23 protein-coding genes are annotated in these 23,488 nt (G+C 64.9%); 4 read left to right on the top strand and 19 right to left on the bottom strand.

All coding sequences use genetic code 11. From position 1 onward, the window contains the following. Positions 1-4 precede the first annotated feature (4 nt). Positions 5-1,603, bottom strand: coding sequence for an acyl-CoA carboxylase subunit beta (locus MSZK_RS11620; protein ID WP_099247916.1), 1,599 nt, complete (start codon positions 1,601-1,603; stop codon positions 5-7). Between the two features lie 168 nt (positions 1,604-1,771). Next, positions 1,772-2,695, bottom strand: coding sequence for a nitronate monooxygenase family protein (locus MSZK_RS11625; RefSeq protein ID WP_099247918.1), 924 nt, complete (start codon positions 2,693-2,695; stop codon positions 1,772-1,774). A 275-nt stretch (positions 2,696-2,970) separates the two neighbouring features. On the opposite strand from MSZK_RS11625, the gene MSZK_RS11630 reads away from it, so the two are divergent. Together MSZK_RS11630 and MSZK_RS11635 are read left to right on the top strand one after the other, a co-directional pair. Beyond that, positions 2,971-3,924 carry a LuxR C-terminal-related transcriptional regulator gene (locus MSZK_RS11630; protein ID WP_099247920.1) on the top strand — a complete coding sequence of 318 codons (954 nt, stop codon included), beginning with the start codon at positions 2,971-2,973 and terminating at the stop codon, positions 3,922-3,924. Next, complete coding sequence (locus tag MSZK_RS11635) at positions 3,921-5,087, top strand: LuxR C-terminal-related transcriptional regulator (protein ID WP_099247922.1); 1,167 nt, start codon at positions 3,921-3,923, stop codon at positions 5,085-5,087. Before MSZK_RS11630 ends, MSZK_RS11635 begins: the two co-directional genes overlap by 4 nt. 2 nt (positions 5,088-5,089) lie before the next feature. On the opposite strand, the gene MSZK_RS11640 is transcribed toward MSZK_RS11635, so the two are convergent. Genes MSZK_RS11640 through MSZK_RS11665 form a run of 6 tightly spaced genes read right to left on the bottom strand, consistent with a single transcriptional unit; the run spans position 5,090 to position 10,123 of the window. Then, positions 5,090-5,587: a flavin reductase family protein gene (locus MSZK_RS11640; protein WP_099247924.1), complete on the bottom strand. Its 498-nt coding sequence runs from the start codon at positions 5,585-5,587 to the stop codon at positions 5,090-5,092. Next, positions 5,584-6,039: a hypothetical protein gene (locus MSZK_RS11645; RefSeq protein ID WP_099247926.1), complete on the bottom strand. Its 456-nt coding sequence runs from the start codon at positions 6,037-6,039 to the stop codon at positions 5,584-5,586. Before MSZK_RS11645 ends, MSZK_RS11640 begins: the two co-directional genes overlap by 4 nt. A gap of 8 nt (positions 6,040-6,047) precedes the next feature. Then, positions 6,048-7,550: an aldehyde dehydrogenase gene (locus MSZK_RS11650; protein ID WP_099247928.1), complete on the bottom strand. Its 1,503-nt coding sequence runs from the start codon at positions 7,548-7,550 to the stop codon at positions 6,048-6,050. A 15-nt stretch (positions 7,551-7,565) separates the two neighbouring features. Continuing rightward, positions 7,566-9,137 carry a long-chain fatty acid--CoA ligase gene (locus MSZK_RS11655; protein ID WP_099248015.1) on the bottom strand — a complete coding sequence of 524 codons (1,572 nt, stop codon included), beginning with the start codon at positions 9,135-9,137 and terminating at the stop codon, positions 7,566-7,568. Between the two features lie 17 nt (positions 9,138-9,154). Next, entirely contained in the window at positions 9,155-9,658 is a 504-nt protein-coding gene (locus tag MSZK_RS11660) for a ketosteroid isomerase-related protein (protein WP_099247930.1), read from the bottom strand. 12 nt (positions 9,659-9,670) lie between these two features. Further along, positions 9,671-10,123: a nuclear transport factor 2 family protein gene (locus MSZK_RS11665; protein WP_099247932.1), complete on the bottom strand. Its 453-nt coding sequence runs from the start codon at positions 10,121-10,123 to the stop codon at positions 9,671-9,673. A 208-nt stretch (positions 10,124-10,331) separates the two neighbouring features. Between MSZK_RS11665 and MSZK_RS11670 the strand changes: the two genes are divergently transcribed. Next, positions 10,332-11,582, top strand: coding sequence for an acyl-CoA dehydrogenase family protein (locus MSZK_RS11670; protein WP_099247934.1), 1,251 nt, complete (start codon positions 10,332-10,334; stop codon positions 11,580-11,582). On the opposite strand, the gene MSZK_RS11675 is transcribed toward MSZK_RS11670, so the two are convergent. Then, positions 11,579-12,616 carry an LLM class F420-dependent oxidoreductase gene (locus MSZK_RS11675; RefSeq protein ID WP_099247936.1) on the bottom strand — a complete coding sequence of 346 codons (1,038 nt, stop codon included), beginning with the start codon at positions 12,614-12,616 and terminating at the stop codon, positions 11,579-11,581. The two genes, MSZK_RS11670 and MSZK_RS11675, sit on opposite strands and share 4 nt — an antisense overlap. Positions 12,617-12,730: 114 nt before the next feature. On the opposite strand from MSZK_RS11675, the gene MSZK_RS11680 reads away from it, so the two are divergent. Continuing rightward, entirely contained in the window at positions 12,731-13,585 is an 855-nt protein-coding gene (locus tag MSZK_RS11680; RefSeq protein WP_233211242.1) for a hypothetical protein, read from the top strand. Positions 13,586-13,595: 10 nt separating this feature from the next. Here MSZK_RS11680 and MSZK_RS11685 read toward each other — a convergent pair whose 3' ends face one another. The 10 genes from MSZK_RS11685 to MSZK_RS11730 all read right to left on the bottom strand — a co-directional run. Further along, positions 13,596-14,129 (bottom strand): TetR/AcrR family transcriptional regulator, encoded by a 534-nt coding sequence (locus tag MSZK_RS11685; protein WP_233211248.1) that lies wholly within the window; start codon positions 14,127-14,129, stop codon positions 13,596-13,598. 199 nt (positions 14,130-14,328) lie between these two features. After that, positions 14,329-15,135 carry an enoyl-CoA hydratase/isomerase family protein gene (locus MSZK_RS11690; RefSeq protein ID WP_099247940.1) on the bottom strand — a complete coding sequence of 269 codons (807 nt, stop codon included), beginning with the start codon at positions 15,133-15,135 and terminating at the stop codon, positions 14,329-14,331. 254 nt (positions 15,136-15,389) lie between these two features. Continuing rightward, entirely contained in the window at positions 15,390-15,845 is a 456-nt protein-coding gene (locus tag MSZK_RS11695) for a CAP domain-containing protein (protein ID WP_371411324.1), read from the bottom strand. A 44-nt stretch (positions 15,846-15,889) separates the two neighbouring features. Further along, positions 15,890-16,255 (bottom strand): DUF732 domain-containing protein, encoded by a 366-nt coding sequence (locus MSZK_RS11700; protein WP_371411325.1) that lies wholly within the window; start codon positions 16,253-16,255, stop codon positions 15,890-15,892. Continuing rightward, entirely contained in the window at positions 16,222-17,691 is a 1,470-nt protein-coding gene (locus MSZK_RS11705) for an MCE family protein (protein ID WP_099247946.1), read from the bottom strand. Before MSZK_RS11705 ends, MSZK_RS11700 begins: the two co-directional genes overlap by 34 nt. Before the next feature lies 1 nt (position 17,692). Further along, the gene (locus MSZK_RS11710; protein ID WP_099247948.1) at positions 17,693-18,844 is read right to left on the bottom strand and encodes a virulence factor Mce family protein; all 1,152 of its coding nucleotides are present in this window, start codon (positions 18,842-18,844) and stop codon (positions 17,693-17,695) included. Beyond that, a complete protein-coding gene (locus tag MSZK_RS11715; protein ID WP_099247950.1) occupies positions 18,841-20,160 on the bottom strand; it encodes an MCE family protein in 1,320 nt (439 codons plus the stop codon). Before MSZK_RS11715 ends, MSZK_RS11710 begins: the two co-directional genes overlap by 4 nt. After that, positions 20,160-21,515: an MCE family protein gene (locus MSZK_RS11720; protein ID WP_099248017.1), complete on the bottom strand. Its 1,356-nt coding sequence runs from the start codon at positions 21,513-21,515 to the stop codon at positions 20,160-20,162. The genes MSZK_RS11715 and MSZK_RS11720 overlap by 1 nt, the downstream gene beginning before the upstream one ends. After that, positions 21,512-22,540, bottom strand: coding sequence for an MCE family protein (locus MSZK_RS11725; protein WP_099247951.1), 1,029 nt, complete (start codon positions 22,538-22,540; stop codon positions 21,512-21,514). The genes MSZK_RS11720 and MSZK_RS11725 overlap by 4 nt, the downstream gene beginning before the upstream one ends. After that, positions 22,537-23,488: MCE family protein (locus MSZK_RS11730; RefSeq protein WP_099247952.1), on the bottom strand; the 952-nt coding region annotated here is incomplete at its 5' end. The genes MSZK_RS11730 and MSZK_RS11725, both read right to left, overlap by 4 nt.

Consider the following 23,488-nt stretch of genomic DNA (forward strand, 5'->3'; position numbering starts at 1 on the left):
GTCCTCACATCCTGAATACGCCGAAACCGCGGCGCCCCTCGATGACATTGGAATGAGCGGCCGACAACGCCATGCCGAGCACCGATCGGGTGTCACGGGGATCGATCACGCCGTCGTCGTAGATCCGGGCCGATACGTAGAAGGCGTGTGATTCCCGTTCGATCTGTGCCTCGATCTCGGCGGTGCGCCGGGCGTCGGCGTTCTCATCGAAGTCGCGGCCGGCGGCCGCGGCGGCCGCCTTGCCCACGATCGACAGGACGCCCGCGAGCTGCTGAGCACCCATGACCGCGAGCTTGGCGTTGGGCCAGCTGAACATGAATCGCGGATCGTAGGCGCGGCCCGACATGCCGTAGTTGCCCGCGCCGAACGAACCGCCCATGTTGACGGTGATGTGCGGGACGGTGCTGTTGGTGACGGCGTTGATCATCTTGGCGCCATCCTTGATGATCCCGCCCTGCTCGTATTCGGTGCCGACCATGTAGCCGGTGACATTCTGCAGAAAGATCAGCGGGGTGTCGGTTTGGTTGGCCAGCAGGATGAATTCCGTTGCTTTCTTGGACTCTTCGGAGAACAACACACCGCGGGTGTTAGCCAGGATGCCCACGCCGAAGCCGTGGATGGAGGCCCAACCGGTGGCGATGCTGGTGCCCCACCGCGGCTTGTATTCGGAGAAACGCGAGCCGTCGACGATCCGGGCGATCACCTCACGCGGATCAAACGGCATCTTGGGGTCGCCGGAAGCGATTCCCAGCAGTTCCTCGCAGTCGTAGAGCGGATCGTCGGAGGGAAGGGTCGGGCCGGGTCCGTGTTTGCGCCAGTTCAAATGGGTCACGATGTCTCGTCCGATGCGGATGGCGTCGACTTCGTCTACGGCAAAGTAGTCGCCGAGCCCGGAGACTCTGGTGTGCATGTCGGCGCCGCCGAGGGCCTCGTCATCGGCGTCTTCGCCGGTCGCCATCTTCACCAGCGGAGGACCGCCGAGAAAGACTTTGGCCTGCTGGTCGACCAGCACCGCGTAGTCACACATGCCCGGCACGTATGCGCCACCGGCGGTGGAGTTGCCGAACACCAGGGCGACACTGGGGATCCCCATCGCCGACAACTCGGTCAATTCGTGAAAGATCCGGCCCGCAGGAACGAACAACTCGGCCTGAGTCGGCAGATCGGCACCGCCCGACTCGACGAGATAGACCACCGGCAGCCGGTTGACTCGGGCTATCTCCAGCGCACGCAGGTTCTTTCGAAGCGTGTACGGGTTCATCGTGCCGCCCCGGACGGTGGGGTCGTGAGCGATGACCATGCATTCGGTGCCCGACACCACGCCGATTCCGGTGACGATCGCGGCGCCGACGTTGAATTCGGTACCCCAGGCGGCGAGTGCGGACAGTTCCATGAACGGAGCGTCGCGGTCGATGAGAAGTTCGATGCGTTCCCGGACCAACAGGCGGCCGCGATCGTGATGCCGCTGGACGTACCGAGCGCCGCCGCCGGCGGCCACGAGTTCAAGCTGTTCGTTGAGGGCGGCGACGGCTGCCCGCTGCACATCCAGGTTGGCCAGGTAGCTGGCTGAGGAGGTGTCGATTTCCGTGCGTAGAGCCGGCATCAGAATCCCTTGTCGCGGCGGCAGCGCAGATGCGGCCGCACCCGGATAGTGAACGATGAAACACTAAATGAGAAGGCGGAGAATGGAAATGGAATGCCGATAGTCACCTCTATCTGGTGATATAGACGATCCGCTAGGGGTAGACCTCTGTGTCGGCAGGCGGTCAAGCTAGCGGTCCATCACTAGCTGCATGAGGTCGCGGCGGGCGGCGCCGTACTGATCGACGAGCGTCGCGATCAGGGCGGCGGTCGAGGTCACCGCCGAGACTCCCGAGACGCTGTGGCCGGCGCTCCAGGCGGTCCGATTGGACAGCAGTCGATCTTGGTCGAAGCCCCCGCTCTGCTCGGTCGACTGCTCGGCCGCGTCCAGCCAGCACGTGAGCAGGCTTGCGGGAATGCCGCCGACCCGGGCAGACAACCGCACGTCATCAAGGGTCGATGTGACCAACGCCTGCCGATAGCCGGGCTCTGCCCGGCTCTCGTGCGTCGCGATGAATCGGGTACCCAGATAAGCCAGGTCCGCGCCGAGGACCTCGGCCGCCAAGATCGACCTGCCATCGGTGATACCGCCGGCGAGCACGACGGGTCCCGAGTAGAACGCGCGGACCGCACGGACGAACGCAAGCGGGTTTGTCCATCCGGTTTGGCCGCCCGCGCCGGCGGTCAACAACACCAGACCGTCGACCCCGGCGCTCAGCGAGCGGTGGGCGTGTTCCAGGGTTGCCACATCGGCATACACCTGCGCTCCGGCTTCGTGCAGTGGGGCGACGACTGCCTCTGGTGATCCGACGCTGGTGATGACGAGTTCGACCCCGTGGCGCTGCAGGCAGCCCAGGTCTGTGGCCAATCGGCGGTTGCTGCGGTGAACCACCAGGTTCGCGGCTATCGGCGCGGACGCCGGGGTGAGCTGCCCGGCGATCTCGGTCAGCCAGTCGTCCAGTTCGCCGGGACTGTGGGCGTTGTGCGTGGGGAATGCGCCGATCACGCCTGCCGAACACGCCGCGATGACCAGCTCCGGACCCGAGACGGCGGTCATGGGAGCGGCGATCGCAGGCAGCGCGAGCCGGTCTCGCCACGGTGGTGGGATGGGCATTGACCAACCTTGAATCGAACGAGGCAGTTAGTGAATCAAGAATAACTAATTGGTGGTCGCTCCTGTCAACTGGCATCGTCCGCCTGATGCGCTGAGCGTGCAGTTCAACAGCATGTCGAGGCGCGCTCAAGGCTGGTTGACAAAGTGATACAGGTCACGAATGATAGGGCAACTAGTTAACCGCGGACCGCATCCGTGGCCACCGAGCAAGGAGCAACAGCATCGGTACCGGCGCCCCTGCCGACCTCCTCGACCTGGCACAGATCGCCGACGCGTTGACCGAGGCCAGCGCCGCGCGTCTGCGGGACGCGCAAGGTGCGGACGACCGCTGCGCTCGCGCATTGGGCGCCGTGCTGGACGCCCTCGCGTGCACGCGCACCGAAACCACCCCGGCCGATGTGATCGCTGCCGCGCCTCGGCAGTTGTGCGCCAGTGGCGTTTTCGACCGGGTGATGTTCTCCAGCGTTCGCGGTTCACTGTGGTCGCCCCAGGCCCTGTATTGCCGGGGGCTCGACGGACAGGTGAGCCTCGAACTCGACGCCGTCCTCGAGGATGCCGACATTGCTCTGTCGTCCCCGTTGGTGGAGGCCGAGGTGGTGCGCCGGCGGCTGCCGGCACTGGTGAACGATGCGCTGGGTGAACCGCGCGCGTACGCCCCGCTGGTCCGCTGGATGAATTGCCGTGACTATGTGGTGGCGCCACTGGTGGCGATGTCGACGGTGGTGGGCTTGCTACATGCGGACCGAATGGTCGGGGCGCCACCAGTGGCCGCGATGGACAGGGACCTGCTCCGGCTATTCGCCGAGGGCGTCGGGGTGGCCTATGAGCGGGCGCTTCTATCGCAACGAGCCGAGCAACAGCGCGATGCTGTCGCCGAGGTCTGCGCCGACGCAATTCGCGCCCTGGCTGATCCGGGGGAGACGCTGGCCTTGGCGACCGACTTCGGCTTGGCTGCGGCGGCAAAACGTGCTGCGCCACAACCGGTATGCGGTAGTGATGTACGCGAGTCGGGGCGCATGTCGCGGCTGACCGCCCGCGAGCGTGAGGTCTTGGCCCTATTGGCCAGCGGAGCAACCAATTCCCAGCTCGCCGATCGGCTCACCGTGGCTGAGAGTACGGTGAAGTCGCACGTCAAACACATCCTGCACAAACTGGCCGTCGGTAACCGCGCCGCGGCCATCGCGTGCTACCTGCGCGAGACCCGATCCGACGAACGGCGGCCGCGATGAGTGTTTCCCTGGCCGGCGACGGCACTCGGTCCAGCACGGCACGGTCCAGGACGGAGTGGTGGTCCCGGGAGATCGAGCTGGTCGAGCGTCTGCAAGCGGCAAGCGATCGGACCCAAGCGGAACTCGGTGCGACGCTGAGTCTTCCCGCCGTCGAGTGGGACGTGCCGTGGCGCGCTGCAGAAATGACCTCTGCGCTGACGCACGCGTGTATCGAGCGCTTGCGCCGCACTCCGGCCGGCAATGTCGCCGAAGCGCAGAAGCTGTGCGATCTGATCCTCGACCTCCAGCACCTCGCGATGGATTGGTACCTGCACGACACTGCGATGCGAAGTCAGCGGCTGGCGGACTGCGCGGCCGGACTGGCGCGTCTCCGTAGCCTGCCTACCTCCTCGGCCCTCGTGGACAGTGCGTGCGAAGAACTGGTCTTGCGCTGCGGATTTCACCGAGCCGTCCTGTCGAAGGTCGAGAGCCGCAGCTGGAAGCCGCTGATATTGCATGACCGCGGTGACAGTACCTCGACGTCATGGTTCAGCGCGTGGATCAATCAGCGGGTCCCGCTCACCGACACGGCCCCTGAGGCCGAGATGCTCTCCCGGCGACGCCCTTCGCTGGTCTACGACACCTCGGATGCTCCGGTCTATCGTCCGCTGATCGTCGCGGCCGGACAGTCCCGCTCCTATGTCGTGGCGCCCTTGCTGCACGGCGACGAGGTGATCGGATTCCTGCATACCGACCACCACCCGTTGCCCCGCCGGGTCGACGAGTCTGACCGGGACGTGTTGTGGGCCTTCGCAGATGGCTTCAGCCATATCTACGAGCGAGCTATGTTGCTCGAACGACTGCGCACGCAACGCGACAGTGTGCGGGAACTGTTCTTCGGTGCGGTCGACCGCATCGACGCGTTGTGCGAGGCGGGCATGGAATCGGCCAGGGCCGCCGATCCGGAGGCGGAAGACGTCGAAACGGGTTCCGGCACTGTGCAACTCACCGAGCGTGAGGCCGAGGTTTTGGACCTGATGGTGACTGGTGCGACCAACCAGGCCATCGCCGATCAGTTGGTGATCACCGAAGGCACAGTCAAGTCGCACGTCAAGCACATTCTGCGCAAGTACGGTGCGGTCAACCGTGCGCAGGCGATCGCCTGGACACTCCAGGACCGCTGACCTCAGTTCTCCAGCGCCCCGGGACGCGAGTACGTGCCGTTGTGGTAGAGCAGGGGTGTCGCTGTGCCGGCTGCCGGTTCGCGGTGGATGCGGGTCACCTCGGCGATCGCCAAGGTCGAGTCCCCAGCTGGGATCAGCCGGTGGACGTCGGCACACATCCAGGTGGGCGTGCCGATCAGCAGTGGTTCACCGGTGTCCAGCGTGGTCCACAGCGCCGGATCGGCGAATCGTAGGTCGGCGCTCGCCGAGAACCGCCGGGCCACCCCAATCTGGTTGTCGCTGAGCAGGTGCACCGCGATCGAACGCGCCTCGCGTAACACGGCGATGCTGGATGAGGTGTGGGTGATGTTGAAACACACCAAAGGCGGATCCAAGGACAGTGAGGCAAACGAGGTAGCGGTGAAGCCGACCGGTCCGCCGGGCGACATCAAGGTGATGACGACGACGCCGGCGGGGTGGCAGCGCAGCGCTGCGCGGTAGTCGTCGGCGGTGACCCTCATGCCGGGCGTGCCTGCGGCCCGAAAGCCGGCGCTGCCGTCAGGGTTTGCAAGACCGGCAGCACCGCCTCACGGATGAGGTCGGCCACGCCGGCACCCCGCGGAATCAGCACCGCGCCGTCGGCGATGCCCAAGGCGTGGATGTCGGCGACCAGGCCAGCCAGGCCGGTCGGGGTGCCGACGTATAGCATTGTCCGCTCCTGGGTTTCGGAGGAATCGTCGGCCATCATTGCTCGTGCCGCCCACGCCTCCGCAGCGATGACGACGTCGATGTCGGCCACCACCTCGACATCGGGCCGGTCGCGACGGACGCGGGCGGACTTGCGTGCGAGGTCACCGAGGTCGTCGCCGCGCACGCGCACCACGGGCACCCGGTCATCCCAGACGAGATCGCCGTCGGCCACCGCGAGACGCAGCGGGCGGTTGTGCTCGATGACGATGTCGGCGTCAGACATGGCGGCTGTCAGTTCTGGGCGGGGTCGATGACGATCGCGAACGCCTTGTTCTCGATCCCGCCGGAACGGTCCAAGGCGATGAACTTCTCTTCGACGTAATCGTCGATCGAATGCGGACCGCCCTCGCGGCCAAGACCGCTTTCCTTGTAGCCGCCGAACGGGTAGGCCGGGTGAATGATGTGCCAGTTGTTCACCCACACCGATCCGGCCTCCAGTCGGCGGGCGACATCCAGAGCGCGTTCGTCGCTGCCCCACACACCGGCCGACAAACCGTAGGTGGTGTCGTTGGCGATCGTGACGGCCTCGTCGTCCGAGTCGTACGTCAACACCACCAGCACGGGCCCGAAGACCTCCTCCCGGGCCACCCGCATGTCATTGGTGACGTCGACGAAGATGGTCGGCTCGATCCAGTAGCCCTTGGCGAATTCCGGACCCGACGGTGCCCGCCCGCCGAGAGCAACGGTGGCCCCTTCGTTTTCGGCGATCCGGAAGTAGTCGAGGATCCGGTCCCGCTGACTGGCCGAGATGATCGGTCCGACATGGGTGGTCGCATCGAGGGGGTCGCCGAGTTTAAGCGTGGCCGCCCGCTCTACCAGCTTGCCGATGATCTCGTCGCGACGGCTCGACGGGATCAGCAGTCGGGTCCCTGCTTCACAGGCCTCGCCGTTGTTGGCCATACAGGCGAACAGCGAGCCGTCGACGGCCATGTCGATGTCGGCGTCGTCGAGGATGATGTTGGCGCCCTTGCCGCCGAGTTCGAGCGTCACCCGGCGGACCGTGTCCGCGGACTGGCGCAAGATGCTCTTCCCGACGGCGGTTGACCCGGTGAAGGCGACTTTGCGGACGCCGGGATGCCCGGACAGGTGGGCGCCGACAGGCTCGCCGTCGCCGGTGACCACGTTCAGCACGCCGGGCGGCAGGCCGGCGGCCTCGAATTCGCGAGCCAGTTCCAGAGGAAGCAGCGGCGCGTGTTCGTCGGGCTTGAGTACCACCGAGTTACCGGCGACGAGCGCGGGGCCCACCTTCCAGACCGTGGTCAGCAGCGGGATGTTCCACGGGACGATGGCGGCCACGACACCCATCGGCTCACGGACGACGATGCCCGCGGCGGGTATTGGCTCGATCGCCGGACCGGTTGTCTCCCATTGGTACTGCTGCGCGATGGCGGCCAGATACTGCAGTTGGCCCACTGACAAGCCGACGTGCAGGGCGCCGGTGATCCGAATCGTCGCGCCGTTCTCCCGGGACTGCAGCGCGGCCAGTTCGTCGGCGCGGGCGGCTATTCGTTCGGCGACGGTGTTGATGAGCGCGGCGCGCTCGGCCGGCGGGGTGCGCCGCCAGGTTCCCTCATCGAACGCCCCCTGCGCCGCCGCCACCGCCGCGTCCACGTGGTCGGTGGTGCCCTTGGCGACGGTGGCCACCAGCTCCTCGGTTGCCGGGCTGCGGATCTCGTAGTCCTCCTCGGCGTCGACCCACTTGCCGTCGATGTACATGGAGTAGTGGTTGGTCATGACAGCTCCTTAGTGTCAGCCGATTTGGCGGACTTGGCCGCGCCAGTAGGGCGCGCGGATGGCCTTCTTGTCGACCTTTCCGGCCGGGTTCAACGGCAACTCGTCGGCGAACAGGACAGATTTGGGCGCGGGTACCGAGCCGAGCGTGGCCTTGACGTGGTTGATCAGCTCGGATTCGAGCGCGGGGCCGGTGATCTCGCCCGTCCGTGCGACCACGACGGCGAGCACAGCCTCGCCCCATTTGGGGTGCGGAACGCCGATGACGGCGCTCTGGGCCACTGCGGGATGGCTGGACAGCGCGTCCTCGACCTGACGGGGGAACACGTTGAAGCCCCCGCTGACGACCATGTCCTTCTTGCGGTCCACGATGAACAGGAAGCCACTCTCGTCGAGGTAGCCGACATCGCCGGTGTGCACCCACCCGTCCCGCACCGTTTCGCAGTTGCGGCTGGCATCGAGGTAACCCAGCATCTGTCCCAGTTGGCGCGAACAGATTTCACCGGTTTCACCGGACGGCACCGGACGGTCCTGGTCGTCCTGGATGCTCAGCTGTACGCAGAACATCGGCCTGCCGGCCGAGGCGAGTCGCGCTGTCCACAGCGGGTCGTCGACTCGGTGTTCGTTCTTGCGAAGACAGGAGAGGTAGCCCTGCTCGGTGCCGGCGTAGGTCTGGATGAAGATCGGACCGAACACCTCCAACGCCTCGCGAAGGCGCTCGGGTGCGATCGGAGCGCCCGCATAAACAACCGTCCTCAGCGAGCTGAGGTCGAAATCCTCCCGGCGGGGATGGTCCAGCAACAGGTAGATGATCGTGGGTACCAGCGCGGTGGCCGTGATCCGGTGCCGCTCGATGTTGGTCAGCAAGCCCTCGACCTCCAGTCCGGGCAGCATCACGTTGGTTCCGCCGCGGACGAAGGTCGGCATCACGAAGATCTGGGAGAAGTGGGTCAGCGGCGCCCCGTGCGCGAAGACCTCGCCGAAGGCGATGTCACCGATCTCGAGGCCGGCCGAGATGCTGTAGTAACTCCAGGTGAAGTGGGAATTGACAACACCTTTGGGTTCGCCGGTGCTGCCTGAGGTGAACAGGACGTAGGCCTCGTCGTGCTCCCCGATGTCCACGGTGGGTCGGGTGTCCGGTTGGCCCCCCACGATCTCGTGGAAGTCCAGCGCGTCGAGTTCTACCCGTTCGGGCGTGCCCACCCGGATCACCGTCTGAAGTTTCGGCAGTTCGGCCCGGATCGCCGCGACAGCGCTCTCGAACTTGGCGTGATAGACCAGCGTGGTGGCGTCGGTCTGGGCCAGATTGGAGCGGAACCCGTCCGCCGCGGCGCGGGTGGGCATCTGAACCAGGACCGCGCCGGCGGCCCAGATGCCGTGCTGGATCGGGATGAACTCCAGGCAGTTCGGCATCAACAGTCCGACGCGTTCACCCTTCTGCACCCCAGAGGCGATGAGAGCGTGGGCGATTCGGTTTCGCCACTGGTGCAATTCCCGATAGGTGACGGTTCGCTCACCGTCGACGATTGCGACCTGGTCGGCGTAGTAGGTGCACGCCCGATCGAGAACGTCGGGCAGCACCCCCCACATGCCGCGGTCCTGCCGACTCACTGCGCTGCCAGCGCCGCCGGATCAAACCCCTCCACCCAGTACTCGGGGGTGATGATCGGCAGGCCCAGTTCCTGCAATACCGGGGTGTCGTTCCAGTAGGTCGTCTCGCGGGCGATCCTCCCGTCGGCGTCGAGCTGGTGCCACGTGATCCCGCGGGTGTGCAGGTTTTTGCCGTGGGTGGGCACACCGCGGTAGGTGTCGAGTCCCTCGCCGGACCAATCCCACAGGATGACGACGGCCGGGTTGCCGTTGACCCCGGCCAACTGAAAGGCCTCGGGGGCGGTGAACCGGTGAACCCCGACACCGTTGTCAGTGTCCTTGTTGGCGAACGGAGCGAGCCGCGGCTCCAGTTCAGCCTTGGTGATCGCGGTGTCGATCACGTGGTCGGAGTCGGCGTGGTCGTCGTAGACCATGTCGTCGGCGTAGAGCGCGACGGCGGCTGCGGTGTCCGACGTCAGTGCGGTCACCCACCGTTGTGCGTGTTCTGTGGCCAGGCTCATGCGAAGTTCCTCTCAGACCAGGGCCGGCGACTTGGCGACGGCGGTGGGGTCGACGGGCAGTCCCAGATCTCGCACGGCGGTGGCGCAGTCCCAGAAGCTCTCTTCGCGCTTGATCCGGCCGTCGGAGTCGTAGATGTGGAAGGTGATGCCCCGCGCTCCCGGAACCTTGCCGTTGGTTGGTACACCGACGAACGCTGCGGCGGTGGGCGCTTGCCACGTCCAGCGGTAAATGGCTGCCTTCTCGTCGCCGACGACCTCGTCGATGCGGAAGTTGTTGATCCCGATGCCGTTCTCGGTGTCTTTGTTGGCGTAGGGGGCGAAGACGCGCAGCAGTTCATCTTTCGACGTGATCGACTGACCCAGAATCGGGTCTTCGAACAGGAAGTCGTCGGCGTAGAGCGCGACGACGGCCTCGGCGCTTTCCCGGAACGCCTTCAGCCATTTGACGGCGAATGCGTGGCTCATGACGGTTCTCCTTGTGGGGGGAGGGACATTCACGACGCTATTGAGGGGTTTTTACGGCGGCGACTACCTCCGGGAGGAAACCGACTGCCCCAAGGGGGGAGGGCATCCCCCGTCGTTGGACCGAGTTCCCCCCTGTGAGGGGTGTGCGTGACCGTCCTCGGGAGCACCATCGGGCTCAGTCAGCGCCAACTTTGAGATGGAGAGATCAATGCTGAACCAGGACATGACGGACGAGGAGTTCGCCCCTTACTTCGCCCAGGCGCAGGAAGTGTCGCAGTTCTTCCGCGAGATCGGCCCCAAGTACGACCAGGAGAACACTTTCGCCTATCCGTCCATCGACGTCTTCAAGAAGTCGGGTCTCGGCGGTCTGCCGGTGCCCAAGGAGTATGGCGGCGGTGGCGGCAACATCCTGCACGTGTCGAAGATCGTCTCGGAGCTGTCTCGCGGTGACTCGGCGATCACCCTGGCCTACAACATGCACTACATCATGGTGGGCATCGCCGGGAACCTGATGAGCGAGGAGCAGAAGAAGCACTGGCTGGGCCGCGTCGCCGACGGCGACCTGATCTTCGGCCCGTTCTCCGAGAAGCGCGCCGGCTTCTCAGGTCTGGCCGACATGCAGGCGGTGCCGCAGCCCGGCGGTGGGTGGAAGCTGTACGGTAAGAAGACCTGGGGCACCCTGTGCGAGGCCGCGGACATCATCACCACCAACGCGACCGAGACCGACGCCGAAGGCAATCTGCCGGACACCTTCGAGGGCCGAATCGCGGCCGAGAAGCTCTTCGTCGGCGACTTCAAGGTCGACGAGAACGGCATCGGCGACGGTGTCCGTATCGAGAAGACCTGGAATGCACTCGGCATGCACGCAACCGGAACCCAGGTCATCCATTTCGATGGGTACTACGTCCCCGAGGATGGTTTCATCTGCCCCTGGCGCGCAGGTGCTTTCGGTGTGCTGGAGTGGGCCTCGCTGATGTTCGCCAGCATCTACCTCGGCATGCAGTACCGCATCCTTGAGGAGTCGGTGACGAAGCTCTCCAAGAAGCACCTGGGTGCCACCTTCGGCGCGATCGTCGCGGCCGACACCGAGGTCAAGAATGTCGGCCACATCATCGACGGCATCGGCGACATGGCCACCAAGGTGCAGCTGTCCAAGCGGGTGGTCTACCAGACCTGTGAGGATCTGATCCACGGCCGGGACAAGGACTGGGCGCCTGAACTGCGGTTCCCCTATCTTGGCATCGCGAAGACCTTCACCTCCGAGAACGTCATGTACATGGCCCGCCGGGCGATGAGCATGGTCGGCGGTGAGTCCTTCCGCAAGGGCACCATCTTCGAGCGGCTCTACCGCGACTCGGCGGCGTCGATGTTCCAGCCGCTCAACGCCGATCAAACTCAGACCTACATCGGCGAGTTTCTGTTGAACAAGGCCGCGGCGGACGCGGCAACGAAGGCCTAGCCGGCCGACTTGACCCCCTCGACGACGGCCGCGCGAGTGGTGTCGTCGAGGGGGTACGGCGTGTAAAGGGTGAACCGGTCGACGGTATCGCTGAAGCGCCGGACAATCTCGGCGCCAACCTCTTTCGGCTCGCCGACAACGGCAAAGGTGGACAACACCTCGTCGTCGACCAAGGCCGACATGGCCGTCCATTCGCCGACCTTGGAGAGCCGGTGCAGTTCAGTGTGCAGATCACCCCAGCCATGCAGATCCAACACGGCTCGGTACGCAGGTGTGGCCCCATAGAAGGAGATCTGCCGGCGCACTTGCTGCAGCGCATCGAGGTAGCCGCTCTCATCGGCTGCGGTGACGACCAGGCCGGGGTAACTCACGCTGAAGTCGTCCCGACCGCGGCCGCTGGCGCGCAGACCATCCGCTACGGTCGGCATCGTCGCTTCCCGCAGATAACGTGCCGTGGTGAACCCGTGGACCAACAGCCCGTCGGCGACTTCCGCGGCCACCCTGGTCATCTTCGGCCCGACTGCCGCGAGCATGACCCGTGGCGAGCCGAACGGATTCGGTCCCGGGCTGAACATCGGCGTCATCAAGGTGTGGCGATAGTGCTCGCCGCGGAAGTCCAGGTTTTCACCGGTCTGCCAGCAGTGCCAAATGGCCTGCAGTGCAGCGATGTATTCCCGCATCCGGTCGGCCGGTGCCGACCAGGGCATGCTGAATCGTCGCTCGATGTGGGCCTGGATCTGGGAACCCAGCCCGAGTACGAACCGTCCCGCGCTGAAGGTGTTCAGATCGTTGGCGACAGCTGCCATCGTCATCGGACTGCGGGCGAAGGCGACGGCGACCGCGGTGCCCAGTTGCAGGGTGCTCGAGCGCTCCGCGGCGAGCAGCAGTGGAAGGAACGGGTCCCGGCTCACCTCGGTAGACCAGATGCCGTCGAATCCGATTTGTTCGGCGGCCGCTATCTGTTGAGTGAGGACCGCGAGATCCGCCCCGCCAGTGCCGTCGATGCTGCCGCCGATATTGCCGTCTACGTACACGCATGCAGCCTGACACGACGGCGGTTCCGATAGTCGCCGCACTACCCGGTGGGGGGAGGGAAATCCCCCTCAGTGATGCAGTGAAGGTGTGGGCCCGATCATAGATTCATCCCCATGGGTCGCATGTCTGACGCGGTGATGCAGCATCCGCTTAATCTGCTCTGGCAGAACATTTTCATGTGGGCGAGCTGGTTGATCGTCCTGGCGATGCTCGCCGTCGCCGTCTTGATGGGGCTGCGGCAACGAACGCCGTTCTATGTCCTCACCATTCTGGCAGCCGGGGTCGCAGCCTTCGCCGAGCCACTCTACGACGTGGCCTTCGACCTGTGGTTCTACGACGCCCACGACGACGGAACGCCGGGCGCGGCGTTCAGCCACTTCTCGGCATTCGGTGTGGTGCAACCCATTTGGACGCACAGCGGTTACGTCATCCTCTACGCTGCGGCATCGCTGTACGCCGGCCGGCTGATCTATGAGGGACGGCTGACTCACCGCGGCCTGTTTTTCGTGTGGGGTGCGGAGATAGCGATGTCAACCGTGTTCGAAGTCATTGGGACCGGAACCGACGTCTACACCTATTACGGACCGTATGTCGGGCGGATCTGGAACTACCCCGTCGTCATCGGTGTGTTGGAGGGGACACAGACCCTGCTGTTCACGGTGGTGGCGGTCCTGCTGTGGCGGAAGGTCTCGACGAACTGGGGTCTGTTGAGCCTCTTTGTGGTGTTCCCGATCACCTTCTTCGGCGCAAACTTTGGTATCGGCGCGCCGGTGATCATCGCGTTGCACCTGGACGGCGGGCTGTCGACCGATGGGCTCGTCGCGGCCTCGACGATCTTGTCCATCGCGCTGTGCGCCGTTGTGGTGTACGGCCTGAGTAGATTCCTGCCGACAAGCCCAGCGGATGATGCGCAGGCTTCGAGCCGCGTTGATGTCAGCGCGCGTGAGGCTTCACCGGCGGTGCGCTGATCCTGCGGACTCAGTCGGTGATGCCCAGCACCGCCCGAGCCGCCTCGGTGAGCAGCAACCGCAGCCGGCCCTCCGCCAGTCCGACGCCATGGAAGAGCGTCGACTGGATCGCCCCGATCGCGGCATGGACAACGGTGCGCGCCTCGGCATCGTTGAGGTCGTCGCGCAGCTCGTCGACCAGGTGCACCCACTCCTCGAGATAAAGGCGTTGCTTGCGGCGCAACCGGCGCTGATCCTCGTCGGGAAGATTGTTGATCTCATTGTGGTAGACCTGCGCCAACTCCCGGTCTCCGACAACGAATTCGACCTGGCCGGCGATGAGCTGGTCCAGGGCGCGGCGCAGGTCGGTGGTCACGTCGAGGATCTCCTGCTCGTCGCGCAGCAGGTCGTCGATGACGCGGTCGAACAACGCGACAAGGACCGCCGATTTGCTCTCGAAATGCCGATACACCCCGGATCCGGTGATACCGGCGGCCGCGCCGATCTCGGCGATTGACACCGCGTGGTACCCCTTGCGTGCGACGAGATCCGCGGCGGCGGCCATGATGCGCGCCTTGCGTTCGGGATCTCGGGTACGCACCGGGGTTCGTACCTCACCGCTCGGGTCAGCGCCGATGATCCCCACCTCCGATGTTTCTCGAGGTTTATTATGCATCGTCGGCGAACTGACGATATCCGTTGGTGCTAGTGAATCACCGTGCGCGAGCGCCACGCTGCCTGAAGAAGCTGTTCATTTTGTTCGGTCAGACATTCCGCCAGATTGGGGCGCGCTTCTCTTTGAAGGCGCGAACGCCCTCCGCCAGGTCCTCCGTGGTGAAGGCCAGCGCCAACTGGGCTTGCAAATAGTCCAGCGCGGCGTCCAGTGGAAGGTCCCTGGTTGCGGCGAGCGCCTTCTTGCCCAATCCGAGCAGCAGCGGTGACTTGGATGCGATGGTGGCGACCCACTCCGAAACCGCCTCTTCGAAGTCCTCGTCGGCCACCACTCGGTTCAGCAGGCCGGCGTTGAGCGCTTCGTCTGCCGACAGCAGCCGCCCGGTCATCATCAACTCGTTAGCGGTCAGCCGTCCGGTTGCGCGAAAGATGAGGGCCGAGATCATGAACGGAAAAGCGCCGATGTTGATTTCTGGGCAGCCCACCTTGACCGATCGCTTGGCGATCACCAGGTCACAGGCAAGCGCGACGCCGAGTGCCCCGGCGAGCACGTCGCCATTGGCGGCGCAGACCACCGGCTTGTCGATCGCGGTGAGAGTGCGAAAAAGGTCCGGGAACGAGTGAAGACCCGCGTATTTCGTGATGGTCGGGCGGGTGTCGGCGAACGCGTCGAGGTTGCCGCCGGAGGAGAAGACTTTTTCATGGGACGACGTCAGCACGATCACTCGGACGCCCGGGTCCGCGGTCGCGCGGTGCAGGCCGTCCATCAGCTGGCCGAGCAGGGCGTCCGATAGCGCATTCCGTCGCCGCGGGTCATCGAGGATCAGGTAGGCCGCCAGGGGGGCGTCCGGTTCGGGGAGGACCGGGCGCGCTTCGTACGTGACGAGGGTGTCAGTCATGCAAACTCCAAAACTGTCTTGCCGAAGGCTCGGGTGGTCTTGATCTGTTCGTGTGCCTGGGCGGTGTGGTCAAGGGAAAGGTTCCGCCGATGACCGGCGGCGTTACTCAGTCTTCGGTGAGCAGGTCGAGGTGGCGCTCACCGGCGTGACATTAGTGCCGCTCGGGGTCGGCTGCGTCCCTCTTTGGGGGGTATTCCGATCTTCAGCGGGGGGCGGACCGGCGCTGATCGCTCTGGTCGCCCGCGCCGATTGACCTAGGCCGGCCTGCCATAGACCGCCACGACGACCGAGCGGTCCAGACTGTTCTCCGACCACACCCCGATCGCGGTGTTGGCACAGTCGGACATGATCGCGAAGGAGGCCGGACTGTAATACCACTGGTTGAGTATCTCGATGTTGTTGATCGCCAACGCGGGATTGATGGCGACGGTCTCGGTGGCTGTCCCCTTGAAACCCGCAGCAGCGGCGCGTGATTGCGGTGTAGAGCCGTCCGAACCGATATCGCCGTCGAGAGCGCGATTGCTCATGACATCATCGGTGTGCCACTGTGCAGCGAGCGTAAGTGCAGGGTCTTTCTTGATACTGGTGGTACAGCCGGCTTGGTGCTGGATGGTGTACACGTTGGCGACTACGCCATTGTTGAGTCGAGAGTTGTCGGCATGCCCGGGGGGCGCGGCGGCGACAAGTATGCCCAGCACGGCGGCGCACACCGCGGCTGATCGCCCAATCCTGTTGTGAGACATCGGGTAACTTCCTATTGGCCGGTGTAGCCAGCGGCGGATTGCCGTAGCTGCCAGATGAGCGCCGGACACAGTTCATTGGCCGCCTGGTTGATCAGGTAGACGCCCTGGTAGGCGTCGCCGCTGTTGAAGTCGGCCATTACCTCGGCGACCAGTTGCCGATACCCTTCGCCCCGGCCGATCTTGTCGCAGACACGGTACCCATAGTCCAGCGCCGCATCGGCGTTGGGGAAGTTGTAGCCCGGCCGGACCGTCACGTTCACCAGATAGGCCACGCTGTCCGCGCGGGCGGGCTGGGCAGCGCCGATGCTACCCATCATCGCCATGGCACCCAGGGTGCCGGCGATTACGACCCGGGCGGCAGCAACATTGACTGCCATGAGTTGTCTCCCTTGGCCGGTTGGGCGAGTTGGGACTGGGTGTAGACGCGACCGTTCGGACCGACGTAGGTACCCGTTGCCGGGTCGTACTCCGCGACGCCCACCATGGCCGGTGGTGGGGGCGCTGCCGGCATGTCCGGTTCCGCGGGCGGGGATCCCGGTGGTATTTCGGGGATGTCTTGACCCGACAGCGTGGCGTTGGGATCGCCTTTCCAATTCATCCCGTCGTTGAGCGGCACGTACTGCTCGTCGCTCTCACACAGCTTTGCCGTCGGCGCACGTTTCCACGGCTTGGTCTCGCACGGGATGTTCCGTGCGCCGCGGACATTGAACGGCGAGTCCTGCGGTGTGCGGCAGTACAGATCGCCCGCCGCACGGTCCGGATAGTCGACCAGGTTGGGGATGCGCGCTTGCTGGGCCGGCAGGAATCCAGTGGTGCAGGCGGGCGGAAGGTTGAGGTTGAGGTTGAACGACAGATACTCGCCCTTGTATGCCTGCTGCGTGTTGGCGTTGGCCACGAACGTTCCCTGCCCTGCCGCCACCGCTTGCGGCAGTACCACCAGCAACTGCTCGATGTCATTCTGGTAGGTGACGGCGACCTGGCCGACGCTGGCCAGATTGGCCGCCAGAACCGGCAATGTGGGCTTGAGGCGCTCGATGAGCTTGCGCGCTTCATCGGAGGCCACGATGATGCCCTGCTGGTCGATGAAGCCGGCGACGGCGTCGTTCTTCTTTTCCAGGTCGCCGGTCACCGTCGCAAGGTGTGATGCCCACGCCTCAATCGCTTGCGCGGAGTTGGTCTGGGAATCCAGAACCGGTTTGGCGTTGTCGATGAGATCGATCAGCGGGTCGAGATTCGTGCGTGCGTCGATGGCCAGCGTCGTCGAGCCCTTGACAATGTCTGAGAGCTGCGGCCCGAGCCCGCCGACCGCGGTGTAGGCCTCGTCAATGGCGGTCTTGAGGTTGTCCCGCGGAATTGCCTTCAAGCCGGCATTGGCCGCATTCAGCAGTGAGTTGATATCCGGTGGGACCGAGGTGTCGGATTCGGGGATCACGTCGCCGTCTCGCAGCGGTCTCGATGTTCCGTTGCGGGGCACCAGGTTGACGTACTGTTCACCGATCGCGGACTGGCTGTGCACCTCCGCTTTCAGGTCAGAGGGAATCTCAATCGCCGATGTCAGCGAGAGCACCGCGGTGACTCCGGTATCGGTGAGACGGACCGATTGCACCTTGCCGACCTCGACGCCACGGTAGGTGACGTTGCCGGTGCCGTAGAGCCCGCCGCTTTCGGGAAGTTGCATCGTGACGCTGTAGCGCCCGACGCCGAACAGTCTGGCCGGAAGCTTCAGGAACTGAAGACCCATCACAGTGATGGCAGTCAAAGCGATGACTGTGAAAGCCGCCAACTGCAACAACATTCGTCGACTGAGGTGCATGTTAGGGCCCCTGATCGAAGCGATAGGGGACGACCAAGGGGTTCTCTTTGGTGTACGGACTCGGGAACTGGCCGATCGTGCGGCCCCACTGCATTTCGAGTTCGGTGAGGTTGCCCTCCCATCGAGTGCCCGTGAAGATGCCCTGATCGATGCGACTCAACGTGAGGTCCACGATCGCAGTCATGTTGGCGTAGTCACCGCGTTGCCACTTCTCGATCGTTTCGTTGGGGAACGGGAAAGTCAGGATCAGGCTCAGCGCCCGTGTCATGGCGGGCCCCGCGTTGGCCAGCGATTCCAGCACCGGCCCGATATCTTTCAATTCCTTGACCAGGTTGGCTTTGGTTTGGTCCACGGTGCTGACGACTCGCACACCGAACCGGCCGAGCTGATCGGCTGCTTCGGCGAGCTTGTCGCGCTCCTCATTGAGGACTGCGAGCGCTTCCGGGACGGTCTTGAGCGCCTTGTCCAGTACCGGCTGATTCGCTGCGAAAGTGCCGGCGAGCTTGTTGAGGCTGTCGGTCGCGGCAATGATGTCGTCGGTCTGGCCGTTGAAGTTCGCGGCGAACTTGTCCAGTTCGGCGATCATGCTCCGCAGATCTTGTTCCCGGCCTCGGAACGCTGTGCTGAAAGCCTCTGTGATGTCCTGGATCTGGCCCAGCCCGCCGCCGTTGAGCACTGTCGACACCGCCGCCAGCGTCTGTTCGACCGTGGGATAAGACGCTGAGTGGTCCAGCGGAATCAGAGACCCTTCGTGCAGATGTCCTTGGGGTGGTTCACCCGCCGGCGGGCTCAGTTCGATGTGTTGCGAACCCAGGATGCTGGTCAACCCGATCTTGGCCGTCGAGTTGGCCGGAAGGTCGACATTGCCGTCGATTCGCATGGTCACCAGCGCATGCCAGCCCTGCAATTCGATCTTGCTGATATGGCCCACTGTGGCGTCGCCGACCCGGACCCGGGAGTTGGGCTGAATGTTGTTGATATCGGGCATCTCAGCCTGGATGAGAAAGGACCCTGGGCCGTTGCCGGCGGTGCCGGGCAGCGACAGCGAATTGAGTCCTTGCCAGCCGGTGAGGTCGCAACTGGACGACCCGGCGGCGACGGTCACGATCAGCGCGATGGCGGCCAGTCGGCGTCGCGAGCTTCGGCGCGTCATGAGCCACCCCCGGGCGGCGTCATCATTGCGGTCAATCCGCCAGTCGGGTCGGTAGCGACGGTGGGTACGGCGGCTTCGGCCGGCAACGGCGCTTGGGGAACCGATGCGGCAACGGGTTCGGAAGCGGGCGCCGGGGCCGGCGGAACATAATCGGGGCGCAGCCGGTCCTCACTGTAGGTCACCTCGTTGGGCCGGGCCTGGGCTCCGACGAACAGGTTCTCGGCGAGCGGCGGGAAGTTGTATTGCCGGTTCTTGATGATCGGCGCCAGGTACTGCACGCACAGCTTCGACGCCTGCTCAGCGCCGAGGCGAGAGGCCGCCTGGATGGCGCCGCACAGGAAGGAGATCGGGTTGGCGAAGTTGTTGACTGCCAGCGCCCCGGTGAAGGCACCGTTGCTCGCCTCGTAGATGTTGTTGAAGTTCTGCACTGTCGACGGCGCTATGTGCAGCGTCTGCTTGATGTCCTCACGGCTCTCGTCGAGCGCCGCACTGATCGAGGCCAGCTTGTCGAAGGTGGTGCCGAGGGTCTCCCCATTCTCGTCGACGAACTGCTTGACGTCGCCGATGACCGAGTTCATGTCGACGAACGCATCACCGATCTTGGTGGGATCGTCGGCGAGTAGACCGGTCACCGAAGCGAGGTTCTGGTTCAGCTGGCCGAGCAGATCACTGCTGCTTTCAAGGGCCTTGACGAGGATGGAGAGATTCTTGAAGGTGGCGAAGATGTCCCCGCTGTGATCGCCGAGCACCGACATTGCCTGCGACAGTTTGATGATCGTCTCGCGGATGTTGCCGCCCTGGCCGCGGAGGTTGTCCGCAGCCGTGTTGATGAACGATCCCAAGGTGCTCACCCCACCCGGCGCACTGGGCTTCAGCAGTTCGGTGAGGCGCTTCAGCTGCACCCGGACTTCGTCCCATTCGACCGGTACCGCTGTCCGGTTTCGCGGAATGACCGCGCCGTCCGTCATCACCGGGCCGCCGGTGTAGGCCGGCGTCAGCTGGATGGCTCGGCCGGTGACCAGCATCGGGGAGAGAATCGCGGCTTTGGCGTCGGCGGGGACCTTGTTGTCGCGGTCGAACCAGAAGCTGATCTTCACGCCGTCGGGCTGTGGCTCCACCTTCTCGACCTCACCAACCCGCACTCCGAGAATCCGGACGTCGTCACCGGGGAACAAGGCGATGCTGTTGTCGAAGTATCCGATCACTTCGGTCCGGGAGATGTGGTCGACCGCTCGCACCGCCACCACCAGGCCGGCGAGCAAGGTCAGTACCAACAGCGTGGCAAGTGCGGTGCGAGAGTTGCGCAATCGTGTCATTACCCACCTCCGGGCTGGCTGTCGGCCGGCGGCTCACCGGGTGCCGGGATGAGGATCGAGGTCGGACCTGGCGCGGGCGCCGACGCGATCTGCGGCGGTGATATTGCCGGCGGGCCCGGCGGTGGGCCGCCCGGTGGCGGTGCCGGCAGCGGCTCGCGATACGGGTAGCAACCGGTGGGTCCGGGCAATGGCAGGCCCGGCGGACCGCAGCCCTGGTCGCCGGGGTTGCCGGTGATCGCATCGGGCAGATTCAGGTTCGGTTCGCCGCCTTGCCCGGTTCTGGGGTAGGGCACCGGAAGTGCTGGTGTTGCCGGCTGGCCGGTCTGCGGGTCGGTACGCAGCGACGGCAGCAGCGTGGCGGGGTCCGCGCCGAGATCGGAGAACGCGGCGTCGATGAACGGCTGGACGAACTGACCGGGGAGCAAGTTGACCACATACGCCTTGAAAAATGGCCCGGAGGAGACAGATTCGCCGAGCGACATCGCATAACTGTTGAGGCGCTTGATCGCGTCTTGGATGCGTTGCTTGCGATCGTCGACGATCGTCAGCACGCCGTTGAGCTTCTCCAGTGCCGGCTTCAGCTGCTGGCGGTTGTCGGCGATGAACGCCTTGAGTTGCTGAGATACCGCGGAAATGTTGCGCCAGATGTGATCCAGCGATGAGCTCTGGGCCTGCAACGCGACCAACAGCGAGTTGGTTTCGCGCACCAGCGTGACGATCTGGTCGGTTCGTTTGGCCAGCACGTCGGTTGTTTTGGCCGCGTTCGCCAAAAGGTTGCGCAGCTGCGCGTCCTGCTTGTCGAGGGTGTCGGCGAATCGGGCCACGCCGTTGACCGCGTTTCGCAGATCTGGCGGCGTGTCGGCGAACGTCTGCGCCATCGTCGCCAGCGAGGCCGACAGCTGATCGGTGTTGAGGCCGCTGATGGTGGTGGTCAGGTCGCCCAGAGCATCGGGTAGTTGGTAGGGCGAGGTGGTGCGCTCGAGGGGGATCGGACCCGACAGCCCGCCGTCACCGCGGGGGATGACGTCGAGCATTTTGGTGCCCAGCAGACCTTTGGTTTTGATCGCCGCTGTGGTGCGCTCGCCGAGGTGCACATCACCGTTGATGCGGAATTTCACCAGCACTCGTGGCCCGTCGAGCGCGATGCTGGATACCTTGCCCACAGGGAGACCCGACACCTCGACTCCCGCGCCGGTGAACAGTCCGCCTGCGTCGGCGAAGTAGGCGGAATAGTTGCGACCCGGGTTTAGGAACGGCAGCTTCTGCCAGTTCAACGCGCCCATCACAACACCGGCGATGACGACTGCGCCCACGGCACCCAGGACGAACGGATTGCGTTCGGAGAAGGACTTCATTTCGGCGTGCACCGCCCGGTGTCCTGTCCGGCGACCTTCACGTAAACCGGTTGTCCACCTTTACCGTTCAGCTTCAACACCAGGTCGCACAGATAGAAGCTGAAGAAGTCGCCATACATGCCCTGGCGGCCCAGTTGCCGATACTTGTCCGGCAGGGTGTCGAGCAGCTTTTCGAGGTATTCGTGGTCGGCCACCGCGATCGTCGATACTCGATCGGTTTCGTGGACCACCTTCTGGAACGGTCCGCGGGCCTGGCCGAGTAGATCGGCCACGGAGGCGGCCGCCGCGTTGGTGCTGTTGAAAGCGTTGGCAATGTTCGTCTTTCGCGCATTGAGGCCCGCGACAAGACCGGTCAGGTTAGTCACCGCCTTGTCTAGCTGGGCGCTCTGCCCGCCGAGGGTCCCCAGCACTACGTTCAAGTTGGTGACCACCTCGCTGATCAACTGGTCACGATCGGCCAGGGTGTTGGTCAGCACCGACGCCTGGTCGAGAAAGGACGCAATGGTGGGGCCTTGGCCCTGCAGGGCTTGATCCAGTTGGCCGCTCAGCGCATTCACCTGCTCGGGGCTCAGCGCGCGGAACAGCGGCTTGAAGCCGCCGATCACCGAGTCCAGGTCCAGCGCCGGCGCCGTGCGGTTCACCGGGATGGTGTCGCCGGGGCGTAGGCGTTTGACACCGCCCGCACCCTCCTCGAGAGCGAGGAAGCGCCCGCCGATGACGTTGTCGTACCGGATCACCGCGCGGGTGCCTTCGGTGAGACTGACCTGGTCGCTCGCCGAGAACGCCACCCGCACGGTGGCGTCGCGGTTGATCGCGATGTCTTCGACTTTGCCGACCTCCACCCCGGCGACGCGCACGAAGTCCCCCGGCTTCAGTCCGGTGACATTGGTGAACACGGCGTCATAGGTCTGTCCTCTGTTGAATCGGAACTGCGCGAAGACGGCGAGCAGGGCGAACGCGCCCAACAGGCAGACCGTCAGAAAGATCCCGAGGCGCCACACGGTACCCCGCAAGTTGTCCTTCACGGCTGGCCTCCAGTTGGCGGGCCCGGCTGCGGTTGCGCGGCAACGGGATCCGGTGCGGGTGGGACGCCCGGCCACAGCGGAACACCGCCGGGCCCGTACCAGGACGCCCCGAAAGGCGGCATGCCAGGCGGCACGACCGGGCCGGGGGCCGGGCCGGGGATGCACTGGCGAATGCTCGGCGGCTGTGGCACTGCCCGGGTGACCGGGAAGTAGTCCGCCCAGCAGGGGTGGCCGAGGCCGGGGTTGGGTCGCAGGTCCAGACCGGTGCCCCAGCCGGTGTCGGTGACGAGCTGGCGGACAGGGAAGTTCTTGGTGGCGTCGGGAAGGGACCCGCATCCCGGTTTGCCGCCGGGGCCGCCCTTGGCGTTGACGATCGGCAGATTGTCGGGGTACTGGTAAGGATCGTTGCCCAGTAGGAGAGCGACGTCGAAGTTCGCTGACTTGCCGTCCCTCCCGCCCCAGATGTTGTAGGCGTCCCCGGTGGTCAACGACCAGTACGCGCCCTGCAGCCAGCAGGTGTAGACCGGGTTGTACTTCATCAGCAGGTTGGTCGTCGGCTCCAGGATGTTGACCGCACGGACGAGCGGGTCCTCGCTTTGTTCGAGCAGCTGTCGCGCCGAGTCGGCAAACCCGATCGTGTTGAGCAGCAGGTTGTCCAATGACGGCGCCCGGGTGGCGATGGTGGTGCTCAGCGTGCTGCCCGCGTTGAGGATCGCCACGATGTCGGGTGCCGCCGCCGCGTAGGTGTCGTTGAAGTTCTTGAACGAGCGCCAGTCTTCGCGGATGGTGTCGTTGCGGTCGTTGAGTGCCTTGAGGACCTCGTTGAGATCGGTGGTGGCCTGGCCCATCCGCGGGCCCTGCCCGCGCACCCCGTCGGCCACCGCCGTCAGCACCGCGTTCAGCTTGGCCGGGTCGACCATGTCGAGCAGGTTGACCACGTTCTCGAAG

This window comes from Mycobacterium sp. shizuoka-1 (assembly GCF_002723835.1).
In the GTDB taxonomy this organism is placed as follows: Bacteria; Actinomycetota; Actinomycetes; order Mycobacteriales; family Mycobacteriaceae; genus Mycobacterium.